We start from the raw sequence: 22,778 nt of genomic DNA, 5'->3' as shown, positions 1-22,778 counted from the left end.
GAGGTGCCGCCGCGCCCTTTCCTGCTCCTCAGAGGAGGTGACTGCATGCGTTGGTTTGGCGGGGCACTCGCCCCCTACGGCACAGCCCCGAGACCCGTGGGCGCTGATGCCTTATGGCAGAAGCCGGACGCTTGGACCGTGGACACTGTGGTGCGCCAGGTGGAGAGCGAGGGTGGGCGGAGGCTGGCGGTGTTCGGCCCGTGCGGAGCGACGAACCCGGAGCTGGAGCGGCTGGCCCGCTCGACGGACTTGCGAGAGTTCGACGCGGCGGCCTCGGCCTGGTCTGGTTCCTACGCCCTGGCTCTGGACGACGGCGCGGGATCGTTCACCCTGTGGGCCGACCCGGCAGGCTCCTGCCCCCTGTACGTGGCTGAGGTTGACGGCGCACCCGTCTGGGCGTCCAGTTCCTTGGCGCTCGCCTCCCTGCTGGGCAGTCGGCCGGACGCGGCTTGGCTGGCCGCCCACCTTGCACACCCGACCGCTTGCGTCCCGGGGCGGTCGGCCTGGACCGGGGTAGCTCAGATACCGCCGGGCCACCGGTGGACGGCTCCGCGTGACGGGGCACCGTTCTCCGTGCCGTACTGGCGACCAAGCCCCTCCACCTGGTCAGAGGCGGTGGACAGGCTACGGCTCGACCTGGCGGACGGCGTGCTGATCCGGGTGAGGGGGCGGGAAGTCTCCTCCGACCTGTCCGGCGGTCTGGACTCCAGCACTCTCGCGGCCTATGCCGCGCAGTGCGGGCCAGTCCTGGGTGTCACCTTCCACCCCAAGGGCCGGGAGTCGGGTGGAGATGTGGACCACGCGCGCACGGTGGCCCGTGCGTTCCCCTCCATCCGGCACCGGTTCATGGCCCTGGGCCGCGAACACCTTCCGTTCACCGACCTGGACGCCCTGGTACTGACAGACGAGCCGGCACCCTCCGCCGTGACCGTGGCGCAGCTCTGCCACGAGTTCGCCCTACTGGCGGAGGAGGGTGCCTCCGTGCACCTGACCGGGGATGGCGGCGACACCCTGTTCATGCCGCCTCCGGTCCACCTGGCAGACCTTGCCCGCTCCGGCCGCCTTGTCCGCCTGGCGCGTGATGCTCAGGCGTGGGGCCGCCTCTACCGTTCGAGCCCCTGGCCTGCCGTGGCGGCGGCCTGGAGCGCGCCCGATCGGCTGGCAGGCGTAGCGCTCCCGAAGCCCTGGCTCACCCGCCAGGCGACTGCCCTGGCCGAGTCGGTCATCTCGCCGGAGACGGGCGTTGACGGCTTGGGCTACGCCGACCGCCACCTACTCACCGAAGCACGGTACGTCGGCCGTACCGCCGCGACGGAGAACCAGCTTGCCGCCGCGTACGGCATCGAGATGCACAACCCGTACACGGACGCCCGGGTTCTGGAAGCGGTGATGTCGGTCCCCGCCTCGGACCGGTGGTCGGCCCGCCGATACAAGCCGCTGCTTACCGATGCGGTCATGGGCCTCCTGCCCGGGCAGGTTGTGCGGCGTGGCTCCAAAGGGCTGTTCGCGGTGGACCACCACCACGGACTACGAGCCAACCAGGCGAACGTCCTGGAGCTGGCTGACGGACACCTGGCGGACCTCGGCCTTGTACGCCCGGCAGTCCTCCGCTCGCTTCTCCGGCGCGCCGTGCTCGGAGTGGACGTTCCCTGGGGACTACTCGAACCACTGCTCGGCACCGAGCTATGGCTACGTGCCAGCGACACCGCGACCGAACGAGTCCGCTGGGAGGACAGGCCGTGAACGTCCCCGCTCCGAGCCGTCACACCCGTACCGCACTGACGGAGGCGGCGGGCGTAGTCGTCAACTACCGGACCGGAACAACCGTGGTCCTTACCGGCGATTCCCTGTCGCGCTGGCTCGACTCCCTGGAACACAGCGAAGCACCAGCCCCCGTCACGGTCCGTCCCTCGGAAACCTCATGGGGGACGAGTGAGTCATCCGCTCGGCTGGACGCTCCGGCACCGCCCCCGTGGTCGTGGCGCATCGCGGCAAGCGTGCTTCTCGCGGGCACCCTCGCCACGCGCCATCTGGGACGAGGGCGCACGCGCTTCGGCCGCCTCGTACGGCTGGCGGAAGCGGGCCGCACCCTCCCCCGCCCGACCCGGGCGCACGCCAGCCTGGCAGTCCGGTCGGTCCGCTGGGCCGCGCGACTGTTCCCCGCCCGTGTCGCATGCCTGGAGGAGTCCACGACAGCCGCGCTCCTGCTGGCGGCTGGCGGTCGTGGAGGAGCCTGGCGGCACGGCGTCGCCACCGATCCGATTCGCATGCACGCGTGGATCTGTGACGTTCACGGCCAGCCTGTCGAGGAACCGGCTCAGACTGGTGACTACTCGCCCATCAACGGGCCAGAGCCAACGTCGAAGAGGTATCGATGACCGACCCGAACATCCTGCTCCCGGGCAAGCGCGTCAGCCTGGCCATGCCGGACCGCGACCACCTGCCCGACTACCACCGCTGGGAGAACGACCCCGGCACGATCCTGGGCTTCGGGACCCAGGTCCCCCAGTCCTGGGAGGTCCGTGCCGGCGGATGGGAAGCGGCCGGACGGAACCGGGACTTCCCCCAGTTCGAGGTGATCACGACCGAGGAGCGCACCCCGGTCGGTCTCACAACGCTCCAGATCGACTCAGCCGTACGGACCGCCGAGTACGTCATCCTGCTCGCACCGGAAGCGCGGGGCCAAGGGCTGGCCACAGAGGCAACGGCCCTCACGCTTCGGTGGGCGTTCGAGTACGCCGCCCTGCGGATGGTCTGGCTAAAGGTGCTGGAGCCGAACGCGGCAGGGATCACCGCGTACGAGAAGGCTGGGTTCAAACCCGCTGGCCGCCTGCGACAGTCCGGCTACTGGCGTGGCCGCCCCTGCGATGAACTCCTGATGGACGCGCTAGCCGAAGAGGTTCCCGCTCCGCTGGGGAGCTGAGCCCCCAGGGACCCTGACAGGCTCGGTAGGTCAGGGTCCCTGGGCAGCGTGTGCGCCCCTGTGCGCCTGTCTCAGGCGCTCTCACCGATGTGCCGGTACAAAGTCGCTCGGGAGATCCCCAGCGCCTTGGCGATGGCCGTGACGCTCTCTCCCTTGGCGTGCCTGGCACGGGCTATGGCTAGCTTGTCGTCGTCCACCACGGAGGGGCGTCCACCGTGGTTGCCCTTGCGGGCCGCAGTGTCCAGCCCCTCCAACGTCTTCTCCCGGATGCCTTCCCGCTCCACCTCGGCGGCCACCGCCAGGACGGCGAAGACGATGGCACCCGCCCCGTTCGGGTCGTACACACCCTGCAAGGGGCCGGAGAGGAGTTCCAGTTGGATGCCGTCCGCTTGCAGGGTGGAGGACAACGTCATGAGCTCTGCCGCGTTGCGGGCAAGACGCTTCATCTCCACCACCGTGAGGATCACCGGTTGGTTCGGGGCGGCTGTCTTGATCTCCCGCGCCAGGGCCAACGCCTTCTCCAGTTCCGGCCGCTCCTTCACGCGGGTACTGATCTTCTCCGAGAAGACGCGGGTGCAGTTCGCTCGGGCAAGGATGTCCAACTGGGACTGGAGTTCCTGCCCGACAGTAGAGCAGCGGGCATAGGCGATTCGTATCGCTGCGCCCGGCACGGCTTCGGCCACCACGGGCACGGGCTCACCCTGCACCCACCGCTTACCGGGGTTGCGGTCGGCCGGGGTCTTCACGGTGAGTTCCGCCTTCAGAGACGGCACGAGGGCGAAGCGGCCCGTGTGGTAGTTCGCTGCCACCTTGCCCGCCCCCGTCCGGCAGGGGCTACCAGCGGGGGCTTCGCACTTCGGGCAGGGGTGACGCTCGACCTGATCGGCCGGGGTGGTGTTCGTGGTCATGACCAGACCGTCTCATAAACGTGTCTCGAAAGCCAGTCGCGAGACGGATCTTTTGAGACGAGTTTCGAGACGCGAGAGTGAGGGCGAAACGGACATGCTCCGGAGTCCGGCAGATCGTCTCACTATCGAAGGTTTTCGAGACGCCTTGTCGTGATCACTCTCCGCGTTGCCCGTGGTCCTGGTGCTCGCGCTCGACACCTTCGACAGTGGGGCGCTGGTGCGCCCTGTTGGGCTTGCCCGCTGCCCTGCCTGCCTTGCCGAGAGGCTGTGCGCCTGCCTCTCTGCCTGTCGCTTCCCTCTCGTCCCTCGCGAGTCGTGCGGCCTGTCGGCCGCTCACGCAGACGTACAGCCGTTCGCCTGCCATGGAGTGAAGGGCAAGCCTGCAACGGCGGAGGGAAGGCACAGGCTCACGCTGCACCCGGGTGACGGCAACGGACAGCAGGGCTACCAGCGCGACGGCGAAGGGGGTGGGGTATGACCCCTAGAGCGGAAAGCCAAGGACCGCCCTGTCATGGCAGAAAAAATCTTGCCACCATCCCAAGGTCGATCAGGCGACGGGGATCAAGAGCAAGGAGAGCACCACCGGTAGACCTTACCGAGCCTCCCACCGCCACGGTTCCAAGGTCGTTCACGCGACAGCGGACAGAGGCAGCGGCGAAGAAGTAGCAGGTGGGAGCGCCGCGCCTAGCCTGGCCGGCACTCGGAGCCTGCACAGGAATGAAGCCTTCGAGGCTTGCCGTAAGTGGCTTCGCTCTGTGGCCGCGTAAGCGGCCCAATCCCCTTGCTGCAAGCCGAAGGGGCTTCGCGCTGCGGGGGCGGGGCAGCGCCCCACCTGGCTAGCTTCCTGGTCTTCCTGATGTCGGCCCCTTCGGGGCCGCTCTGTCGAAGCGGCTTCCGTCTGTGCGGCCGGAGGCCGCCCCTGTCGCTGACCTCTTCGCCGCTGCACGCATGTACGTAAGTGGCTTCGGGTTGAGCGGCCGAATGGCCGCCCTCTCTGCTCACGCCTTCGCCGCTGGGTCTTCCTCCGATGGGGGCGCTGCGCGCCCCTCCTTCGCTTCGCCGCTGCGTGTAAGTGGCTTCACGATGTCGGCCCCCTTCGGGGCCGCTCATGACGTAGACCTTTCGGCTTGCGCATGTACGTCTCGCCGTTGGCATACGTACGTAAGTCGCTTCGCTCTGTCGGCCCCGACCGGGGCCGCTCATTGCACGACTCTGGACTTCTCTTACTAGATATAAGAGGCGACGTAGAACTTCGCAGGTCAGGCGCAAGCCACCTTCACGTCCCGCGTGAGGCAGCCTCACGTCTCACGTGAAGACGCGGTGGCTCGTGGGCGCCAGATCCGGGCATTGTGCTGGCTGCAAGACAGGCTGCCCTTCTCGGTGCGCGCATGGTGGTGCGAGAGCACCAGGCAGCGAGCGTTGGACTCGTCCTTGATGAGTCCCTTCTCCTTCGCTCTGGCGATGGCGTTGGACACGCTGCCCTCACCGAGGGGCTTGCCGCCCTTCTTCGCCAGCACCTCGGCCAGTTCGCCGGACTGGAACTCGGCATGTCCGATCTGGTTCAAGCGCCACTGTGCGGCGAAGTAGACGCGGAGCCAGAGGTGAGCGTCCGGATCGCGAGCGAGACGCTCGCAGTCTTTCTTGGAGAGCTTGTTCCAGTACAGGCCGGGGCCGAAGCCTTCTCGCATTGAACGGGTGTGTCCCTTCCGGTGTGGCGCTGGGTGCGCCGATAGTCGGTGGTTCGCATGTGCTCCCTTCTGGTAGGCACGGCCAGCCGTCCGGCTGGCTCGGGGGTTGGGTCTCAGGTCAGGCGGCTTCCCGGCAGTCCCGTTCGATCCAGCAGTCCACGTCGGCGGGCCGGAAGCGAAGGTGTCCGCCGATCTTGCAGGCGGGGATGTTGAGTGCTCGGTGGTTGTTGTAGACCCACGCGGGCGTCACGCCCAGGTACTCGGCCAGGTCGGCGACGCTCATCAGGCGGGCGTTCTGCAATGGACAGCTCCTCGGTTAGCGGAGGGGAAGGCTCCCCTCGGGCTGCCCATCCTGCGCTATCAGTCCGGTTCAGTCAAAGCCGGTTGCGTCACGTCTGGACTTGCCTGGTCTGGTGCGTTCCCGTAGGTTCTCCGCCATGACCAGTGAAGAGACCGAGCCCGAAGGCGAGCCGTTCCGCCTGGGCCTAGCTGTTGTTCAGCGGATCGGATCATGGAACGTGACCATGTACCGGCCTGCTGGCCACATCGATTCCGGCGGCCCTCTTGAGATCGCAATCGAGCCAGCGCCTGACGGTGATCCGCAGGAGATTGCGCGTGGAATCACCAGCACGGTGCTCCGGCAGATCAACACGGCTGTGCCCACTTCCGAGAAGGCGAAGGAGCGCAACCGGGAGAAGGTCGCGGCAGCCGAGATCTACGCACTCGCGAGAGTTCTGCAAGGTCTGCCCGGCCGACTGACGGATGAGTACCTGGCCGTTCTCTCGTCGCTCTATGTGAGAGCGGTCGATCTCGGTCACCGGGCACCGGTCCCGCTGCTGGAAGAGCTGACCGACACCAAGCAGGCCACGTTGAAGGGCCACCTCCGGGCGGCGCGTCAGCGCGGCTTCCTGACCAAGGTCGAAGGCAAGGCCGGCGGACAGCTCACGGACAAGGCAGTCGAAACGCTGAAGGGGATCGATGTCGAAGACGCGCCACAGCCGTAGCGGCTGGGACAGAACGAGGGGGAACTAGCTAGGTGGCAAAGCGTGGCAACGGGCTCGGCGGGACTCCGGTGGAGATCCCGCGCACGGGCCGACCGAACACCTGGGGTGTGCGTACGCCCCTGCACTTCAACCCGGCGACGGGCAGGAAGGAGCGCTACTGGATAGGCCGGGAGTACAAGAACAAGACCGAGGCGGAACGGGCGCTGCGCAAGTGGCACACCGACCAAGAGGCAGGCACCCTCACGCCCCGCTCCGACATGACCATGGGCCAGCTCATGGACGGATGGCTCGCGAAGCACCGGGGCGAGGACACCACGAAGGAGGGGTACGAGCCGAAGATCCGGCTGCACATCAAGCCGCACATAGGCAGGGAGAAGGTAGTGGAGGTGACGGACGACCGGCTGGACGAGCTGTACCGGCTCTTGGAGAGTACGCCCATCGAGGCGAACGAGAACAAGCCGCTCGGCCCCAAGAGCGTCCGCCACATCCACAACATCATCTCGGCTGCGCTCGACTCGGTGACCGGACCGAGGAAGCTCCTCACGGTCAACCCGGCGCACACTGCCAACCCGCCCACGGAGCGGCAGATCAAGGCGGCTACGCCGGACTTCCCGACCCTCAACGACCACGAGACGGCGCACTTCCTCAAAGAGATATGGGAGCCGTGCGGCAACCGGGCCTGTGACGGCGGACTCACTCACCACTGCCGCCGGGATGCCCCGCTGTGGACCGCCTACGCGGCCACCTCGTGCCGCCGTAGCGAAGTACTGGGGTGGAAGTGGTCGCTCATCCACTGGGATGAGTGCGCCATCGAACTGGCCTGGGTCGTGGTCGAGGAAGGCAACACCTACCGGCTGCGCAAGCTCACCAAGGACGGAGACGACAACGCGATCATCTACGTAGACCAAGCCCTGATGAACGTCCTGAAGTGGCAGAAGGAACGCCAGGACGCGGAGCGGGAACGGCTCGGGGATCTCTGGGTGGACCACGACCTTGTGTTCGCCCGTGACGGCTTCAAGCTGTACCGGGGCGAGGCAGGCGGACCACAGGACCCCGAGAAGGTGTCGGCCCGCTGGCGCACGGCACGCAACCGTCTGCACCTGCCGGACAACTTCCGGCTACACGACTGGCGGGCATCGAAGATCACGAACGATCTCGACAACCACGAGAACCCCGTAGAGGTCTCGGCCAACGCCCGGCACCACTCGCCGGGCTACACGATGGCGCGGTACGGCAGGCGTCGCGCTGAGGGAGCGAAGAAGCTGGCCGCTTCCAGCGCCAACCGACTCGGCCTGTCATCCCTGGTCTGACCAGGAAGTTCGCTCGGCTGTTGGTCACGTGGTTGGTCACGCCACAGCCGGAGAAACAGAAAAACCCCAGGTGAACTGGGGTCTCTGCTGGTGTCCGAGGGGGGACTTGAACCCCCACGCCCGATAAAGGGCACTAGCACCTCAAGCTAGCGCGTCTGCCATTCCGCCACCCGGACCAGGTGTCTCGCCGCCTTGCGGGGTGTTCCCCGCGGCGACATGGATAACTCTACCAAGGTTTCGGAGTGGCTTTGACCAGGGTGTTCGAGCGGTGGTTGCGGGGGTGGGTCCGGTGGGGCGGGGGGCGCGTGAGACGGTGCTGTCACATCACGTGAGACGACAGGACACACGCCATGGGACGGGTCACCGCACGCCGCCGCGTCATCCGGATCCGGGAGGGCGCCGTCGGCAGCCGCCCCGACACGCTGGTCGCCGAGGAGCCGCTGGAGATCCGGCTCGACGGAAAGCCGCTCGCGATCACGATGCGGACGCCGGGTGACGACTTCGCGCTGGCCGCCGGGTTCCTCGTCAGCGAGGGCGTGATCGGCGGCGTGGAGGACGTGGCCGGGATCGCGTACTGCGCGGGTGCCACGGCGGACGGGTCGAACACGTACAACGTGGTGAACGTCCGTCTGGCCCCCGGTGTGCCGCTGCCGGACATCAGCCTGGAGCGGAACGTCTACACCACCTCGTCGTGCGGCCTGTGCGGCAAGGCCAGCCTGGACGCCGTCCGGACGACGGCCCGCTGGCCGCTGTCCGACGGGCCGCGGCCGCTGCGGCTGGAGCCGGAGCTGCTGGCCGCCCTGCCGCACCGGCTGCGCGAGGCGCAGCGCGTCTTCGACCGGACGGGCGGGCTGCACGCCGCGGCGCTCTTCACGCCGGACGGCGAGCTGCTGGACGTACGGGAGGACGTGGGGCGGCACAACGCCGTCGACAAGATCGTGGGGCGGGCGCAGCAGCAGGGGCTGCTGCCGCTGGCGGGGACCGTGCTGCTGGTGTCCGGCCGGGCGTCGTTCGAGCTGGTGCAGAAGGCGGTGATGGCGGGCATCCCGGTGCTGGCGGCCGTCTCGGCGCCCTCGTCGCTGGCCGTGGACCTGGCGGCGGAGACGGGGATGACACTGGTCGGCTTCCTGCGCGGCGCGTCGATGAACGTCTACGCCGGGGAGGAGCGGATCGTTCTCGGGTGAGGGCCCGCGCCGGGGGTCACGTACGGCCCGGGCGGGCCCGCCAGCGGCCGCCGAGGCGGCCGAGGACCCCGAGGCGGTCCCACTCGTGGAAGACCTCCGCCCACTCGCCGCCCACCTGGCGCAGGCAGTGGCGGATCTCCTCGATCTCCTCCGCGCCCATCCGGCGGACGGCCGGCCGCAGTACGGAGGCCAGGAGGTCGCCGCGGATCTCGTCCCAGAGGGGGCTGACGCCGGGGGCCGTGTGCCAGGCGACGAAGCAGACCGCGGCGTAGGTGGGGGTGGAGCGCAGGCCGGCGCCGACGGTTTCGCCGCGGGCCTCGCGGGCGTAGGCGCGGAGCAGCGGCTCGTCGCCGGAGTGGATGAGGTCGGGCAGTTCGCTGGGCGCGGGGGGCGGGTCCATGGACAGCAGCCGGCGGGCGAGGGCCCGGCTCAGCCGGTCGTCGACGGCTGCTTCCAGCGGGGCGGCCTGGCGGCGCAGGCCGACGATCTCCGCGGTGGTGCCGGGCGGGCAGGCGCCGGCGGCCAGCTCCCCGGCGTGTTCGAGGAGGAGCAGCGCGGCCCGGTCGCGGGTGGCGAGGTCGGCGCCGCCCATGAGCAGGGCGCGCAGCAGGTCCTTGGCGAGGCCGGGCGCCAGGGGGTCGTCGGGGGCGCTGTCCAGGGCGGTGCGGACGAACGTCTCGGCGAGCCCCTCGGCGCGGTACCAGCCGTCGGGCAGGCCGGGCAGGAGGGCATCGGCCTGGGCGGTGGTGAGGGGGGTGTCGCCCCAGGCGAGCCGGAACGCGGTGCGGACGACGGAGGGGGTGTCCTGGTGCTCGGGGCCGGCCGTCTTGAGGAGGGTGCGCAGGAGGGCGGGGCGGTCGGGCGGGGTGACGGGCGTGTCGTCGGGCCGCAGGCCGTCGGTGAGGGGGCCGAGGCCGTCGGCGAGGGCGGCGGCCATGCGCAGGTGGGGGCGGCCGCGGAGGTCGGCGCCGGGGAGTTCGGCGGCGAGCAGCCGGGCGATGGGGCGCGGGTCCTGGGTGGCGGCGGTCCGGTCGAGGGCGTCGAGGACGGCGGCGCGCAGCCGGGCGTGGGCGTCGAGTGCGGTGCGGACGACCTTGCGGTCGGGGGCGCGCTCGTCGAGGAGGACGGCGGTGACGCGGGCGGTGAGGACGGGCAGGACGGGGCTGTGGTCGACCTTGAGCGACTCGGCGAGGCGGAGGAGGGTGAGGAAGCGGACGAGGGGGGTGGCCGGGTCGGCGGCGGCGCGGCGCAGCTCGGCGTGGAGGTCGCGGCGCAGGGGCGCGGTGGTGGAGCGGGGCACGGCGCCGGTGAACGCGCCGGTGAGCGAGGCGAGGACCGTCCATTCCTCGGGGGTGCGGTCGCTGCCGCCGGCGGCGATGGTGGTCAGCAGCTGGTCGAGGCGGCCGGCGTCGAGGCTGCCGCGGTCGCCGCGCCCGCCGTGGTCGCGGACCCAGCGGGCCGCTGCCGTACGGCCGTTCGACTCCAGGAGGATGCCTTCGCGGGCGGCGAGGGCGGCGAGCCGGTCGCCGTCGTCGTGGGGCTCGCCGGGGGCCGAGCGGCGGGTGGCCTCGGCGAAGAGGGCGGGTTGTCCGGCGAGCCAGATGCGGGCGGCGACGGCGGCCCACAGGTCGCGCTCGGCGCGGGCGGGGCTGGAGGGGCCGCCGGTGCAGTCGTGGACGCGGTAGCGGTGCTGGGCGGCGGCGGAGACGAAGTCGAAGTCGGCGTCGGGGTAGGCGCCGACGATCTGCTGGCGGGCGAGCATGGGCCGGCGTGTGTAGGTGGTGAAGGTGAGCCGGTCGGCGAGGTCGCGCGGGAGGACGGCGCTGGCGACGGCGATCCAGTACGCGATGTGGGTGCTGTCCCGCTCGATGACGAGGATCTGCTGCGCGTCGGGGGTGCGGAAGAGGGTGCGGACGTCGGTGAGGAAGGGCTCCAGGCGCTCGGCGCGGGACCGGACGAACTCCAGCAGGCCGTTCTTGCCGATGCGCCGGGCGGGCACGACCGCGACGAGCGGTTCGGGGACGCCGCCGGGCGGGGTGCGGTCGGCCCAGGTCGGTGACTCCCACGCCTCGATGGGCAGCAGCCCGCCGGGGAGGCCGCCGCCCTCGGGGAGCCGTACGGCGTGGGCGTGGAAGTTGCCGTGCCGGCCGCCGCGGCCGGGGCCGGTGCGTACGGTGCGGCAGAGCAGCCGGCTGCCGTCGGAGAGCCGGTTGTGGCTGAACGCGACGGGGAAGTCGGCGAGTTCCTCGGGCGAGGGGCAGGCGGGGGCGTCGAGCGGCGGCTCGTAGCCGATCAGCTGCTCGGCCTCGCCGAGCAGGGTGATGGGCAGTTCGGGGCTGGCCGCGGTGAAGCGGAAGCCGGAGCCGTTGGGGGTGGGGGCGGCGGCGGTGGAGGTGTAGTGCAGTTGCTGCAGTTTCACGCGACACCCCGTTCCTGTTCCGTTCCTGTTCCGTCAGGCCGTCCAGATGTGACATCCCACCAGATTCGGTAGGGCGGTGCCGGGGATTTGACGCAGTTCGGCCGTCGTTCAGTCGTCGCCCTCGACCACGCGGGTGAGGAGGGCGACGAAGAGGGTGCGCTCGGCGGGGGTGAGGGGGGCCAGCAGGGCCTCGTTCGCCTCGTCGCCGAGTTCGGCCAGCTTCGCCAGCCGGCGGCGGCCGGCGGGGGTGATGGTGATGGCGTTCTTGCGCCGGTCGGCGGGGTCGGGGGCCCGGCTGACCAGGTCCTGGGCCTGGAGGTCGTTGAGGAGGCCGACCATGTCCTTGGGGTCGAAGCCGGTGGTGCGGCCCAGCTCGGCCTGGGCGACGGGCCCGAGGTCGGCGACGGCGGAGAGCACGGCGTGGTGCGCCATGCGCATGCCGTCGCGGGCGAGGGCCTCGGTCACCAGGCGGCGGCCGCGCGCGGAGGCGCGGTTGAGGAGCCAGCTGGGGAGGGCCTGGACGCGGGCGAGGGCGGGCTCGGGGCTGGGGCTGGGGCTGGGCGGGGCCTCGGGGGCGGCGGGGGCGGTCCGGGCCTTGGGTTCGGCTGCCATGCGGCAAGCCTAGCGGAATCCATTGGACTTCCCAACGAAGTCGTGTAACGTGGGTATCGCCAACGTTGGAGATGCCAACGGATTGCGGATCGAGTGAGTCGGGGGTGGTTGCGCATGCGGCGCGTGCGTTATGAGGAGACCGGCGGGCCCGAGGTGCTGCGGCTGGAGGAGGCTCCCGTGCCGGAGCCCGGTCCGGGTGAGCTGCTGGTGCGGACGGAGGCGGTCGGGGTGACGCTGCCGGTCGTCCGGAAGGTCCGCGAGGGCGGGCTGCCGCTGCCGGCGGGCCCCGGCGGCGAGGTGGCCGGCGAGGTCGTCGCCGTGGGCCCGGAGGTGGCGGGGTTCGCGGTGGGCGACCGGGTCACGGGCCTGTGCTTCCGGGACGCCTACGCCGACCACGCGGTGCTCGGCGCCGCCATGGCCTCCCTCATCCCGGCGGGGGCGAGCGCGGTGGAGGCCGTGGCGCTGGTCCGGACGGGGCTCGTCGCGTGGGGCGCGTACGAGGCGGCGCGCCCGGCCGAGGGCGAGTCGGTGCTGGTCACGGCCGCGGCGGGGGGTGCCGGGCATCTGGCGGTGCAGCTGGCCAAGGCGCGGGGCGCGGGCCGGGTCGTCGCGGCGGTCGGGTCGGCGGCCAAGGCGGACTTCGTGCGGTCGCTGGGCGCCGACGAGGTGGTGACGTACGACCAGGAGTCGTGGGGCGAGCCGGTGGACATCGTGCTGGACGCGGTCGGCGGCGAGCTGCTCGGGCCGGCCGTGGCCGCACTGGCGCCGGGCGGCAGGCTGGTGGCGTACAGCTCGGGCGGCGGCACGATCCAGGCGTACGACCTGCTGGTGGGCGCCAAGTCGGCCATCGGCTTCCAGATGGCCCTGATCGCGCGCGAGCGGCCGGAGCTGATGGAGCGGTGGCGGCGGGAGTTGTGGGAGCTGTTCGCGGCCGGGCGGATACGGCCGCGGGTGCACGCGGAACTGCCGCTGGAGGCCGCGGCGGAGGCCCACGGACTCGTCGAGTCCCGCCGCAACGAGGGGAAGGTGGTGCTGCGCACCGCCTGACGCGGCGCCGGGTGGAGAACGGCGGGCGAAGGGGGTTCGGGGCCCGGTGGGATCGGGTACGGTCACGGCGCTGTGCGGAGCGTCGCGAGGAGCGAGAGGGTGCGCGAGTTCACCGTCCCACCCCTGGTGGGGGCGCCCCGGACCGGGGGCCTGGCGGACGTGGTGTTCGACCATGCCGCCGAGGAACCCGGCCGGGTGGCGCTGGGCCGGCGGACCGGCGGCGGCTGGCGGGAGGTGACCGCGGCGGCGTTCCGCGACGAGGTGCTGGCGCTGGCCAAGGGGCTGCTCGCGCAGGGGGTGCGGTTCGGCGACCGGGTGGCCATCATGTCGCGCACGCGCTACGAGTGGACGCTCTTCGACTTCGCGCTCTGGTGCATCGGTGCCCAGACCGTGCCGCTGTACCCCACGTCGACGGCCGAGCAGGTCTTCTGGGTGCTGCGGGATGCGGACGTGTCGGCGTGCGTGGTGGAGCACGAGGACCACGCGATGACCGTCGGCTCGGTCATCGACCGGCTGCCCGGGCTGACCCGGCTGTGGCAGCTGGACGCCGGGGCGCTGGAGGACCTGACGGCGGCCGGGGCGGGCGTGGGCGACGAGGTGGTGGAGCGGCACCGCCGGGCGCTCACCCCCGAGGCGCCGGCCACGGTCATCTACACCTCGGGCACCACGGGCCGGCCGCGGGGCTGTGTGCTCACGCACGCCAACTTCATGGCCGAGAGCGACAACCTCGTCCGCCGCTACGCGACGGTGTTCCGCTCCCGGCCCGGGGACGAGGCGTCCACCGTGCTCTTCCTCCCCCTCGCCCATGTCTTCGGGCGCATGGTGCAGGTGGCGGCGGTGCGGGGGCGGGTGAAGCTGGGGCACCAGCCGCAGCCGGCGGCGGAGGCGCTGCTGCCGGTGCTGCGGGAGTTCCGGCCGACGTTCGTGCTGGCGGTGCCGTGGTTCTTCGAGGAGCTGTTCGCCTCGGCGCGGCGGGCGGCGGAGCTGGAGGGGAGGGCGCGGCCGTTCGAGAAGGGGGTGGAGGCCGCGGTGCGGTACGCCGAGGCCCTGGAGGAACGGGCCCTCGGGCGGGGGCCGGGGCCCGGCACGGCCCTGCGGGTGCAGCACCAGGTGTTCGACCGGCTCGTCTACGCCCGGGTCCGGGAGGCGCTGGGCGGGCGGGTGCGGCACGCGGTGTCCGGCGGGTCGCCGCTGGAGCGGCGGCTGGGGCTGTTCCTCGCCGGTGCCGGGATCACGGTGCTGGAGGGGTACGGGCTGACGGAGACCACCGGGGCCGCGGTGGCGAACCCGCCGGAGGCGCCGCGGTTCGGCACGGTGGGCCGGCCGGTGCCCGGGACGTCGGTGCGCGTCGCCGACGACGGGCAGGTGTGGCTGCGGGGCGGGCAGGTGTTCGCCGGGTACCTGGGCGACCCGCGGGCGACCGGGGCGGTGCTGCGCGACGGCTGGCTGGCCACGGGCGACCTCGGCGAGCTGGACGACGACGGCTATCTGACCGTGACCGGGCGCGCAGCGGAGGTCCTGGTGACCTCCGGCGGCGAGCGGGTGCTGCCGCTGCCGCTGGAGGAGCGGGTGCGGGCCCATCCGCTGGTGGGCCAGTGCCTGGTGGTCGGCGACGGGCGGCCGTACGTGGCTGCGCTCGTCACGCTCGACGCCATCGCCGTGGCCCACTGGCTGGCCGTGCGCGGCCGGGCCGCCACCGCGCCGCCCGAACTGGTGCGCGACCCGGAGCTGGAGGCGGAGATACGCGGGGCGGTGGTGGCCGCCAACGCCGCCGCGCCGCCCGCCGGCTCCATCCGGGCCTTCCGCATCCTGGGCGGGCCCTTCACCGAGGCGCAAGGACTGCTCACCCCCACCCGCAAACTCCGGAGGAAGGCGGTGGAGAAGGCGTACGCGGCGGAAGTGGAAGCGCTCTACCGCCTCTGACGACAACCGGAGGACAGCGGGACGACAGCCGGCTGACGGCCCTGTGACCCATGTGGGCGATTTCGTGCGGCGGGGCGGGAATGCGATCCGGAATCCGTCGGTTGTGCCGGGGGTAAGCACTGTCGACAGACGTAAGGATCGACTGCTCGTGAGCGAGATCCCCACCATCACCCTCAACAACGGCGTCGAGATGCCCCAGCTCGGCTTCGGCGTGTGGCAGGTGCCCGACGACGAGGCCACGGCCGCCGTCTCCACCGCCCTGGAGGCCGGCTACCGCAGCATCGACACGGCCGCCATCTACGAGAACGAGGAGGGTACGGGCAAGGCGCTCGCTGCCTCGGGCATCGCCCGGGAGGAGCTGTTCGTCACCACGAAGCTGTGGAACAGCGCCTCCGAGACGTGGACGCGTGACAACGTCCTCCGCGAGTTCGACGCCTCCCTGGGCCGCCTCGGCCTCGACTACATCGACCTCTACCTCATCCACTGGCCGCGCCCGATGCGCGACGACTACCTCGCCATCTGGCGCGCCTTCGAGGAGATCGCCGAGAGCGGCCGCGCCCGCGCCGTCGGCGTGTCGAACTTCCCCGTGGCGCAGCTGGAGCGCCTGCTGGGCGAGACGTCGCTGGTGCCCGCCGTCAACCAGGTGGAGCTGCACCCGTACTTCCCGCAGGCCGAGCTGCGTGCCGTCCACGCCAAGCACGGCATCACCACGGAGGCCTGGTCGCCGCTGGGCCAGGGCCGCGGCCTGCTGGACGAGCCGGTGCTCGGCCGCATCGGCGCCAAGCACGGCAAGTCGCCCGCCCAGGTCGCCCTGCGCTGGCACCTCCAGCTCGGCAACGTCGTCATCCCCAAGTCGGTGACGCCCTCCCGCATCCGGGAGAACGTCGACGTGCTCGGCTTCGAGCTGGACGCCGAGGACATGGCCGCCATCGCCGGCCTGGACAGCGGCACCCGTCTCGGCCCGGACCCGGCCGAGTTCGACATCAGCTGACGGCACCGGAACGAACGCCCCGGGGCGGGCGCGCCGCATCGGCGTGCCCGCCCCGGGCCTCTTCGTCCGCCGTGGTCAGCCGGCGCCGTGCGCCGGTGCGACCGCCTCGACCCGCCGGGCCAGCTCCAGGTCCAGGTCGGTCACCTTGCCGCCGGCGCTGTGGGTGTTCACCGCCAGGCGGACGGTGTTGTAGCCCAGCGTCAGGTCGGAGTGGTGGTTCAGCTCCTCCTGGATCCGCGCGACGTGCACCACCATGGCCACCGCCGCGAGGTGGCCGTCGAAGGAGTACGTCCGCGTGATCCGGTCGCCGTCCGTGCTCCAGCCGGGCAGTTCCTGGAGGCGTTCCTCCACGTCCTTCTGCGAGAGCGGCTCCACTGCCATCGCCCTTCCCTTCGCCGTGTTCCGCTTGATTCCGCTTGACGGTGGGCCAAGGGTCCCACGGGACGGCAGAGCTTTCGCGCCAAACTGCGACCCGTGGGCCGCACGCGGCGCCAGGGCCCTTCCGGGGTACGGGGGACGCCCCTATGCTCCCGCGCCGGACAGCGCACGTTACGGGCGGCAGGCGGCGAGGGGGCGGACCATGGCGCGACCCACGGACACCAGCACCGGCACGGCACCCACGACGGATCACGGACCCGGCGGCAGCAACGGCACCACACGCAGACGGTTCGCCGGCGGCCTCGCGGCCGTCGTCACCACAGCCGCCACAGCCGCCACCGTCACCACGGCAACCGGCACGGCGCACGCCGCGCCCCGTCCCGCCGGAAGCCCAGCCCGGCGCGCCGCCGCCCCCACCGTCGCCGTCCTCGGCGGCGGCGTGGCGGGCCTGACGGCCGCCCACGAACTGGCCGAGCGCGGCTTCGACGTCACGGTCTACGAGCGCAAGACCGCGCTCGGCGGCAAGGCCCGCAGCATGGACGTGCCCGGCAGCGCCCGGGGCGGCCGCCGGCCGTTACCCGGGGAGCACGGCTTCCGCTTCATCCCCGGTTTCTACCGCAACCTGCCGGACACCCTCCGCCGTATCCCCTTCCCCGGCAACAGCAACGGCTGTCACGACAACCTCGTCGCCTCCACCGAGGTGATGCTGGCGCGCACCGGCGGCCGCGAGGACATCCGGCTGCCGTTCCGCAGCATCGGGCAGCCGCCGCCCGTGCTCACCCCCGAGGCGTTCCTCCGTACGGTGACGGCGCTGGCCGAGACGTTCCAGGGGCTGCCCGCCCACGAGGTCGCGCACTTCGCAGGCCGCCTGCTGGTCTGGTTCACCAGCTGCGAGCAGCGGCGGAACGGCAGCTGGGAGCGCGTGCCGTGGTTCGACTACCTGGGGGCGGCCGGGCGGTCGGAGAACTACCGGCAGCTGCTGGCCATCGGCATCACGCGCAACATCATCGCCACCAAGGCCGAGGTGGCCAGCACCCGCACCGTGGCCACCTGCATCGAGGCGTTCCTCTACAACGCGATGGGCCGCGGCGCCGACGGCGAGCCCGACCGGGTCCTGAACGCGCCCACCAACGAGGCGTGGATCGGCCCGTGGGTGACCCACCTGCGCTCCCTCGGCGTGACCTTCCGCCTCGGCTGCGCGGTCCGCGACCTGCGCCTGGCCGGGGGCCGCGTCGCCGAGGCGGTCGTCGAGGACACCTCCGGCGCCCGCCGGTCCGTCACGGCCGACCACTTCGTCTCCGCCATGCCCGTCGAGCACGCCCGCACCACCTGGAACGCCGGGCTGCGCGCCGCTGACCCGCAGCTGGCGGCCTGCGACCGGCTGCGCACCGACTGGATGACGGGCATCCAGTTCTACCTCACCGAGCCCACGCCCATCATCCACGGCCACGTCAACCACATCGACACGCCCTGGTCGCTGACCTCCGTCTCGCAGGCCCAGTACTGGCGCGGCCGCGACTTCCGGGCCGACTACGGCGACGGCTCGGTGGCCGACTGCCTCTCCGTGGACGTCTCCGAGTGGGACCGGCCCGGCATCCTCTACGGCAAGACCGCCAAGCAGTGCACCCCGGAGGAGGTCGCCCGCGAGGTGTGGGTGCAGCTGAAGTCCGGGCTGAACGACACGGGCCGGACGGTGCTGCGCGACAGCGTGCTGCACTCGTGGTTCCTCGACCCGGCCGTCAGCCCGGGCGGGCCGCGGCCGGAGAACGACGAGCAGCTGCTCATCCACCCCGTGGGCACCTGGTACCACCGGCCCACCGCCCGCACCGCGGTCCCCAACCTGTTCCTGTGCGGCGACTACGTGGCCTGCGACATCGACCTGGCCACCATGGAGGGCGCCAACGCCACGGCCCGGGAGGCGGTCAACGCGCTGCTGGACGCGGCGGGTTCGGGCGCCGAACGGTGCACGGTGACGCCGCTGTACCGGGCGCCGGAGCTGGAGGCGCTCAAGCGGCAGGACGCGTGGCGGTACCGGCTGGGGCTGCGCAACGCGTTCGACGTGGGCTGAGCCGTACGCCCCCGCGGACCAGGGGCGTACGGCGCGGAGGGTCAGGGCTTCAGCGGCCCCTCGCACGTGTACGTGCTGCTGCCGGCGGTCCGGTCCGCCCCGATGTCGACGGCTCCGAAGGAGCAGTTCATGTCGGTCAGGTTGTCGGGGCCGGAGGCGGCGCGGTCGAGGACGAAGTAGTCGACCGTGTCGGCCATGTCGTGGAAGACCTGGTCCTGGCTGCCGGCGTCGCTCAGGCGCGCGGTGACGCGCCCGGTGCACACGTAGCGCGGCCGCCCGGTGTCGCCGTTGCCCGTGCAGGACGGGGTCAGCTCCGTGGCGGCGGCGAGGGCGGCCTGCACCTCGCCGGGCCGGGACAGGGCCAGGTCGCCCAGGGGGACGTGCCGTGTGGCGGGCACGTAGAGGCCGTCGACCTGGCGGATCTGCTCGTCGAGGAAGGCGTCGTAGCCCTGCTGGAGCTCCGTGTCGCGGCCGAGGCGGGTGCGCCAGGCGTCGAAGCCCTTGGGGTCGTCGGCGCGTTCGTAGGCGTACATCTCGCGCAGCAGGGACGGGTGTTCCTGCCACAGGTACGAGAAGAACGTGCCGGCGTAGGAGTAGAAGCGGAAGCCGTCGCCGTCGTAGGTGGCGTGCAGGAACTGGTCGACGGTCATCCGGGGCCGGCCGCCGGCGGTGTCGGCGATGACGCTCTTGACGAGGGACTTGCGGACCTTGACGCCCTCTTCGCGGGTGGCGCCGGCGAAGAACTCGGCGGTGCCCTCGTCCATCGCGGTGGTGAGGTCGCCGGTGTACCAGCGGGGCTCGCCGAACATGCCCGGCACGGCCCAGCGCCCGTTGAGGTAGTGGGTGTACTCGTGCCGGAACAGCTCCTCCAGCGTCAGCTGGGAGTCCTGGGGCACGCGGCGCTGGTAGGTGTAGAAGGTGGCGCCCTGCTCGATGTACATGCCGCCGTTGTTGGTGCTCAGGCCGGTGAGGAGGGGCTGGAGCACCTCGTACTGGGCGCGTGAGGCGTACAGGCGGACGTGCAGCGTGGTGTTGGGGTCGCCGGCCAGCGGCGCGTCCGTGCCGAGGACGCGGAAGAACTGGGCCTTGACCTGTTTGCTCGCGTAGTAGAGGGCGTCGGTGGTCTCGTGGTCGAGGGCGGTGCGCACCTCCAGTCCGGCCTTGTCGTAGGTGTACGTCTGCGGGAAGACCCGGGCCTCCACCTGCGGCTTGCACACGCCGTACGGCTTGCAGGCGTCGAAGAGGATCAGCCAGGAGACGAGCGAGGCCCAGGGGGCGCTGAGGTCGCCGAAGCTCGCCTCGGCGGGCTTCAGGAGGGCGCCGAGGTCGGCGGTGACGGCCGGGCGCAGCCCGTCGATCTGGCCGAAGCGGCCGTACTCGCTGAGGGCGTCGCGCGCGGCCCAGGCGTTGGCGGTGCCCTTGAGGTGGCCGTATCCGGCGAAGGCGCGGAAGGCGGCGCGGTAGCCGGGGTCGCCGGCCGCGGCGCGGCGGAAGGCGGTGTCGTTGTTGCCGGGGTATATGCCCAGGTAGTTGACGGTGAGGGCGGCGAGGACGGCCTTGCCCCAGGCGGTGTCGGTCGCGGTGGTGGCGCCGGGGGCCATGGTGGCCAGGACGCGCTGGACGAGGGGCAACTGGTGTTCGCGCAGCCCCTGGGCGCTGCCGGCGGTGAGGGCCTCGCGGAGGGTGTCGGCGTTGGCCCGGGTGGGGTCGAAGGTGTGGGCGGCGGTGCCGTACGCGGCGATGGCGCGGCGCATGGCGTCGACGGTGGCCGGGTCGGTCAGGTCGATCTCGGTGTGCGAGAAGTCGTGGTGGACGGCGGCGTGGAGGTAGGTGAAGAGCTCCAGCAGGTGGCGGGAGTCGCTGCCGTCGTGGGCGGGGGCCAGCTCGGTGGCGCGCCGGGCGACGGCCTGGACGTGGGCGCGGGACAGCACGGGGACGAGGCGGGCGTCCCAGGTCCAGATGAGGCCGTGCAGGCAGCCCTCGGCGGTGACGGCCGGGTCGGTGAGGAAGTCGGCGAGGCGGTCGGGGCCGAGGCCGGTGATGCCGTCGAGGGTGCAGGGCACGGTGCCGCCGAGGGCGGGGCCGGCGGACGTGCCGCCCCCGGTGCCGGTGGTGGTGCGGCCCGGGAGGCGGTCCGGTTCGGCGGGCGTGTTGGCCCGGCCGCCGGGGGCGGGGGTGCGGGTGGTCTGCCGGGGTGGTGCGGCGACGCGGTCGGCGTCGTCGTACGGGCCGGTCGTGGCGGCCGGGGCGGCGGGGGCTGCCGCGGCGGGGGGTCTGGTGGGCTGGGCGGGGGCCGCCTGGGCCCCCTGGGCTGCCGGCAGGGCGAGGCAGGCCGTCAGGACGACGGCGAGCACGCCTCTGCGCGCGGTACGTAACGCGGACACCGGTTCTCCTCAGCGGGGTTGACGGTGCGTCAATGACCGGACGCGCGGCGTACCATAGTAATGTGACATTTCACTGACAACCCATGCGTCACAAAAGCTTTTTCTACCGGGCGCGCATACGACGGCGGGCGGGCTCCCCCGTGGAGCCCGCCCGCCGTCCGTCGTGGGACGTCGGTCCGCGTCAGCCGACCAGCTCGGCCTCGGCAGCCTCTGCCGTGGCGGCCACCGGCGCGTCCGCCGCCTCGCCCGCCGGGCGCCGGGCGGCCATCCAGACGTAGACGATGATCCCCGCGAAGAGGAACAGCACGCCCTGGTAGACCGCCGCGTAGCCGGCGCCGGCGACCAGCCAGAAGGAGAAGCCGAAGCCGCCGAGCGCCAGCACCATGTCGCGGACGAACCGGGCCGGGGCCACCTTGTCGCGCCGGCCCTCCAGCAGGAAGCGGACCTGGGCCGCCGTCGCCAGCAGGTACGGGACCGTCGCGGAGAACGTCGTGATGAGCACGAGGATCTCGAAGACGCCGTTGATCCCCGCCGTGTAGTTGATGACCGTCAGCAGCGAGGCGAGCACCGCCGCGGCCAGCACGCCGACGGTCGGCACACCGCGCCGCTTGCGCCCGAAGGCCGCCGGGAACAGCCCGTCCTGCGCGGCGGCGTACGGCGCCTGGGCGCTCATCAGCGTCCAGCCGTTGAGCGCGCCCACGATGGAGACCACGGCCGCCAGGGCGATCAGCGTGCCGCCCCAGTGCCCGCCGAACATCGCGTCCACGGCGTCGGAGAAGGGCGCCGTGGAGGCCACCAGCTTGTCGTGGGAAACGGTGCCGAACACGGCGAGCGTGCCCAGCAGGTAGACCAGCGCCGCGCCGATCGTGCCGAGGACGCTGGCCCGGCCCACGTTGCGCTCCGGGTCGCGCACCTCGCCGGCGCTCATGGCCGCCGACTCCACGCCCACGTAGCTGTAGAGCAGGATCGCCGCGGAAGCGGACAGGCCGCTGCCCCAGCTGTGCCCGCCGTCGGCGAAGGAGCCCAGGTTGGACGGGTCGAAGAAGAAGATCCCGACGACCGCGACGAACAGCAGCGGGATGAACTTCAGCACCGTGGAGACCATCTGCACCGCGCCCACCCAGCGGGTGCCGGCCAGGTTGGCCAGCGCGGGCAGCCACAGCATGAGCAGCGCCACGACCAGGTCACCGGTCTTCGAGGCGGAGCTGCCGGCCAGGACGTGGAAGTAGCCGACGCCGGCGACGGCCAGGGCGGCGTTGCTGACCCAGGTCATGGTCCAGTACGACCACGCGGACAGGAAGCCGGCGAAGTCGCCGAACGCCTCGCGGGCGTAGACGTACGGGCCACCGGTCTGCGGATGGCGCCGGGCCAGCCGGCCGAAGACGAGGGCGAGCGCGATCGCGCCGACCGTCAGCACGGCGAAGGCCAGCAGGCTCACGGTGCCGAAGGGCGCGACCGAGGCGGGCAGCAGGAAGATGCCGCCGCCGATGATGTTGCCCATGACCAGCGCGGTGGCCGTGGGCAGTCCGAAACGGCGGCCTTGCGTGCCGTCGGTGTCGTGCATGGGGTGGTGCGCCTCTCGTCCTGCGGGCGGAGCCGGTGTCACGGATGTGACGGGTGTCACGGAAAGCGGGGCTCACACGGGTGTGCGAGGTCCGGTCGAGTCCACATGGTGAGGGGCCCGGGAGCTGCTGCAAAATCGGTGATTTTTGTCCCGCGGGGCCCGTCCGGCGACCGGAAAAGGTGCGGGAATCGCGGCTTCCGGCCGCGATTCGTCCATCGCCGGAGATCATGCGTCGTGGTCGCCGCCGTGGTCAAGGGTCGGATCCTGCTCGGATGCGTAGACGCCCGAACCGCGGCAGTGGCGGCACTGCCCGGAGCGGTGCACGGTCTCCGCGGGACCGCGGAACGGATGCGTCCCGCAGCTGTAGGCCAGGAC

Annotated in this window: 18 protein-coding genes and 1 tRNA gene; 10 read left to right on the top strand and 9 right to left on the bottom strand. The window is 71.8% G+C overall.

The window, feature by feature from the left end; genetic code table 11:
• The first annotated feature begins 45 nt into the window (after positions 1–45).
• The 3 genes from IE305_RS02140 to IE305_RS02130 are packed head-to-tail and all read left to right on the top strand — an operon-like array spanning position 46 to position 2,923.
• Positions 46–1,743: an albusnodin/ikarugamycin family macrolactam cyclase gene (locus IE305_RS02140; protein ID WP_190127614.1), complete on the top strand. Its 1,698-nt coding sequence runs from the start codon at positions 46–48 to the stop codon at positions 1,741–1,743.
• Positions 1,686–2,378 (top strand): lasso peptide biosynthesis B2 protein, encoded by a 693-nt coding sequence (locus tag IE305_RS02135; RefSeq protein ID WP_190127613.1) that lies wholly within the window; start codon positions 1,686–1,688, stop codon positions 2,376–2,378. Before IE305_RS02140 ends, IE305_RS02135 begins: the two co-directional genes overlap by 58 nt.
• On the top strand, positions 2,375–2,923 hold the full coding sequence (locus IE305_RS02130; RefSeq protein WP_190127612.1) for a GNAT family N-acetyltransferase: 549 nt from the start codon (positions 2,375–2,377) through the stop codon (positions 2,921–2,923). The genes IE305_RS02135 and IE305_RS02130 overlap by 4 nt, the downstream gene beginning before the upstream one ends.
• 71 nt (positions 2,924–2,994) lie before the next feature.
• On the opposite strand, the gene IE305_RS02125 is transcribed toward IE305_RS02130, so the two are convergent.
• The 3 genes from IE305_RS02125 to IE305_RS02115 form a co-directional block, all read right to left on the bottom strand.
• The gene (locus IE305_RS02125) at positions 2,995–3,831 is read right to left on the bottom strand and encodes a recombinase family protein (protein ID WP_190127611.1); all 837 of its coding nucleotides are present in this window, start codon (positions 3,829–3,831) and stop codon (positions 2,995–2,997) included.
• Between the two features lie 1,298 nt (positions 3,832–5,129).
• Entirely contained in the window at positions 5,130–5,519 is a 390-nt protein-coding gene (locus tag IE305_RS02120) for a hypothetical protein (protein WP_190127610.1), read from the bottom strand.
• Between the two features lie 118 nt (positions 5,520–5,637).
• Positions 5,638–5,820, bottom strand: a complete 183-nt coding sequence (locus IE305_RS02115; RefSeq protein ID WP_190127609.1) for a helix-turn-helix domain-containing protein — start codon at positions 5,818–5,820, stop codon at positions 5,638–5,640.
• A gap of 136 nt (positions 5,821–5,956) precedes the next feature.
• On the opposite strand from IE305_RS02115, the gene IE305_RS02110 reads away from it, so the two are divergent.
• Both IE305_RS02110 and IE305_RS02105 read left to right on the top strand, forming a co-directional pair.
• Entirely contained in the window at positions 5,957–6,523 is a 567-nt protein-coding gene (locus IE305_RS02110; protein ID WP_190127608.1) for a hypothetical protein, read from the top strand.
• A gap of 32 nt (positions 6,524–6,555) precedes the next feature.
• Positions 6,556–7,833, top strand: a complete 1,278-nt coding sequence (locus IE305_RS02105; protein WP_190127607.1) for a tyrosine-type recombinase/integrase — start codon at positions 6,556–6,558, stop codon at positions 7,831–7,833.
• Positions 7,834–7,921: 88 nt separating this feature from the next.
• Here IE305_RS02105 and IE305_RS02100 read toward each other — a convergent pair.
• Positions 7,922–8,009, bottom strand: a tRNA-Leu gene (locus tag IE305_RS02100).
• A 174-nt stretch (positions 8,010–8,183) separates the two neighbouring features.
• Between IE305_RS02100 and fdhD the strand changes: the two genes are divergently transcribed.
• Positions 8,184–9,017 carry a formate dehydrogenase accessory sulfurtransferase FdhD gene (gene fdhD, locus IE305_RS02095; protein ID WP_190127606.1) on the top strand — a complete coding sequence of 278 codons (834 nt, stop codon included), beginning with the start codon at positions 8,184–8,186 and terminating at the stop codon, positions 9,015–9,017.
• Between the two features lie 16 nt (positions 9,018–9,033).
• Here fdhD and IE305_RS02090 read toward each other — a convergent pair whose 3' ends face one another.
• Both IE305_RS02090 and IE305_RS02085 read right to left on the bottom strand, forming a co-directional pair.
• Positions 9,034–11,436 (bottom strand): GTPase-associated protein 1-related protein, encoded by a 2,403-nt coding sequence (locus IE305_RS02090; RefSeq protein ID WP_190127605.1) that lies wholly within the window; start codon positions 11,434–11,436, stop codon positions 9,034–9,036.
• Between the two features lie 108 nt (positions 11,437–11,544).
• A complete protein-coding gene (locus IE305_RS02085; RefSeq protein ID WP_190127604.1) occupies positions 11,545–12,048 on the bottom strand; it encodes a MarR family winged helix-turn-helix transcriptional regulator in 504 nt (167 codons plus the stop codon).
• A gap of 114 nt (positions 12,049–12,162) precedes the next feature.
• Between IE305_RS02085 and IE305_RS02080 the strand changes: the two genes are divergently transcribed.
• From IE305_RS02080 to IE305_RS02070, 3 genes are all read left to right on the top strand, one after another.
• A complete protein-coding gene (locus IE305_RS02080) occupies positions 12,163–13,095 on the top strand; it encodes a quinone oxidoreductase family protein (RefSeq protein WP_190127603.1) in 933 nt (310 codons plus the stop codon).
• 99 nt (positions 13,096–13,194) lie between these two features.
• Positions 13,195–15,018, top strand: coding sequence for an AMP-dependent synthetase/ligase (locus IE305_RS02075; RefSeq protein ID WP_190127602.1), 1,824 nt, complete (start codon positions 13,195–13,197; stop codon positions 15,016–15,018).
• Positions 15,019–15,166: 148 nt separating this feature from the next.
• The gene (locus tag IE305_RS02070; protein ID WP_308440222.1) at positions 15,167–16,009 is read left to right on the top strand and encodes an aldo/keto reductase; all 843 of its coding nucleotides are present in this window, start codon (positions 15,167–15,169) and stop codon (positions 16,007–16,009) included.
• A 75-nt stretch (positions 16,010–16,084) separates the two neighbouring features.
• Here IE305_RS02070 and IE305_RS02065 read toward each other — a convergent pair whose 3' ends face one another.
• A complete protein-coding gene (locus IE305_RS02065; RefSeq protein WP_190127601.1) occupies positions 16,085–16,390 on the bottom strand; it encodes a 4a-hydroxytetrahydrobiopterin dehydratase in 306 nt (101 codons plus the stop codon).
• Positions 16,391–16,589: 199 nt separating this feature from the next.
• On the opposite strand from IE305_RS02065, the gene IE305_RS02060 reads away from it, so the two are divergent.
• Positions 16,590–18,455 carry a hydroxysqualene dehydroxylase gene (locus IE305_RS02060; protein WP_190127600.1) on the top strand — a complete coding sequence of 622 codons (1,866 nt, stop codon included), beginning with the start codon at positions 16,590–16,592 and terminating at the stop codon, positions 18,453–18,455.
• 41 nt (positions 18,456–18,496) lie between these two features.
• Here IE305_RS02060 and IE305_RS02055 read toward each other — a convergent pair whose 3' ends face one another.
• Both IE305_RS02055 and IE305_RS02050 read right to left on the bottom strand, forming a co-directional pair.
• The gene (locus IE305_RS02055; RefSeq protein ID WP_190127599.1) at positions 18,497–20,839 is read right to left on the bottom strand and encodes a collagenase; all 2,343 of its coding nucleotides are present in this window, start codon (positions 20,837–20,839) and stop codon (positions 18,497–18,499) included.
• A gap of 181 nt (positions 20,840–21,020) precedes the next feature.
• Complete coding sequence (locus IE305_RS02050) at positions 21,021–22,403, bottom strand: amino acid permease (protein ID WP_190127598.1); 1,383 nt, start codon at positions 22,401–22,403, stop codon at positions 21,021–21,023.
• Positions 22,404–22,778 lie beyond the last annotated feature (375 nt).

Origin of the sequence: Streptomyces mashuensis (genome assembly GCF_014654785.1) — a bacterium.
In the GTDB taxonomy this organism is placed as follows: domain Bacteria; phylum Actinomycetota; class Actinomycetes; order Streptomycetales; family Streptomycetaceae; genus Streptomyces; species Streptomyces mashuensis.
Note: the sequence above shows the minus strand (reverse complement) of the source record. Positions and strands in the feature narration are given on the sequence as shown.

Bases quoted from the DNA above. Each gene is read 5' to 3' on its own strand.
- IE305_RS02140 (WP_190127614.1), top strand. From the start codon at position 46: ATGCGTTGGTTTGGCGGGGCACTCGCCCCCTACGGCACAGCCCCGAGA.
- IE305_RS02135 (WP_190127613.1), top strand. From the start codon at position 1,686: ATGGCTACGTGCCAGCGACACCGCGACCGAACGAGTCCGCTGGGAGGA.
- IE305_RS02130 (WP_190127612.1), top strand. From the start codon at position 2,375: ATGACCGACCCGAACATCCTGCTCCCGGGCAAGCGCGTCAGCCTGGCC.
- IE305_RS02125 (WP_190127611.1), bottom strand. From the start codon at position 3,831: ATGACCACGAACACCACCCCGGCCGATCAGGTCGAGCGTCACCCCTGC.
- IE305_RS02120 (WP_190127610.1), bottom strand. From the start codon at position 5,519: ATGCGAGAAGGCTTCGGCCCCGGCCTGTACTGGAACAAGCTCTCCAAG.
- IE305_RS02110 (WP_190127608.1), top strand. From the start codon at position 5,957: ATGACCAGTGAAGAGACCGAGCCCGAAGGCGAGCCGTTCCGCCTGGGC.
- fdhD (WP_190127606.1), top strand. From the start codon at position 8,184: ATGGGACGGGTCACCGCACGCCGCCGCGTCATCCGGATCCGGGAGGGC.
- IE305_RS02085 (WP_190127604.1), bottom strand. From the start codon at position 12,048: ATGGCAGCCGAACCCAAGGCCCGGACCGCCCCCGCCGCCCCCGAGGCC.
- IE305_RS02080 (WP_190127603.1), top strand. From the start codon at position 12,163: ATGCGGCGCGTGCGTTATGAGGAGACCGGCGGGCCCGAGGTGCTGCGG.
- IE305_RS02065 (WP_190127601.1), bottom strand. From the start codon at position 16,390: ATGGCAGTGGAGCCGCTCTCGCAGAAGGACGTGGAGGAACGCCTCCAG.
- IE305_RS02060 (WP_190127600.1), top strand. From the start codon at position 16,590: ATGGCGCGACCCACGGACACCAGCACCGGCACGGCACCCACGACGGAT.
- IE305_RS02050 (WP_190127598.1), bottom strand. From the start codon at position 22,403: ATGCACGACACCGACGGCACGCAAGGCCGCCGTTTCGGACTGCCCACG.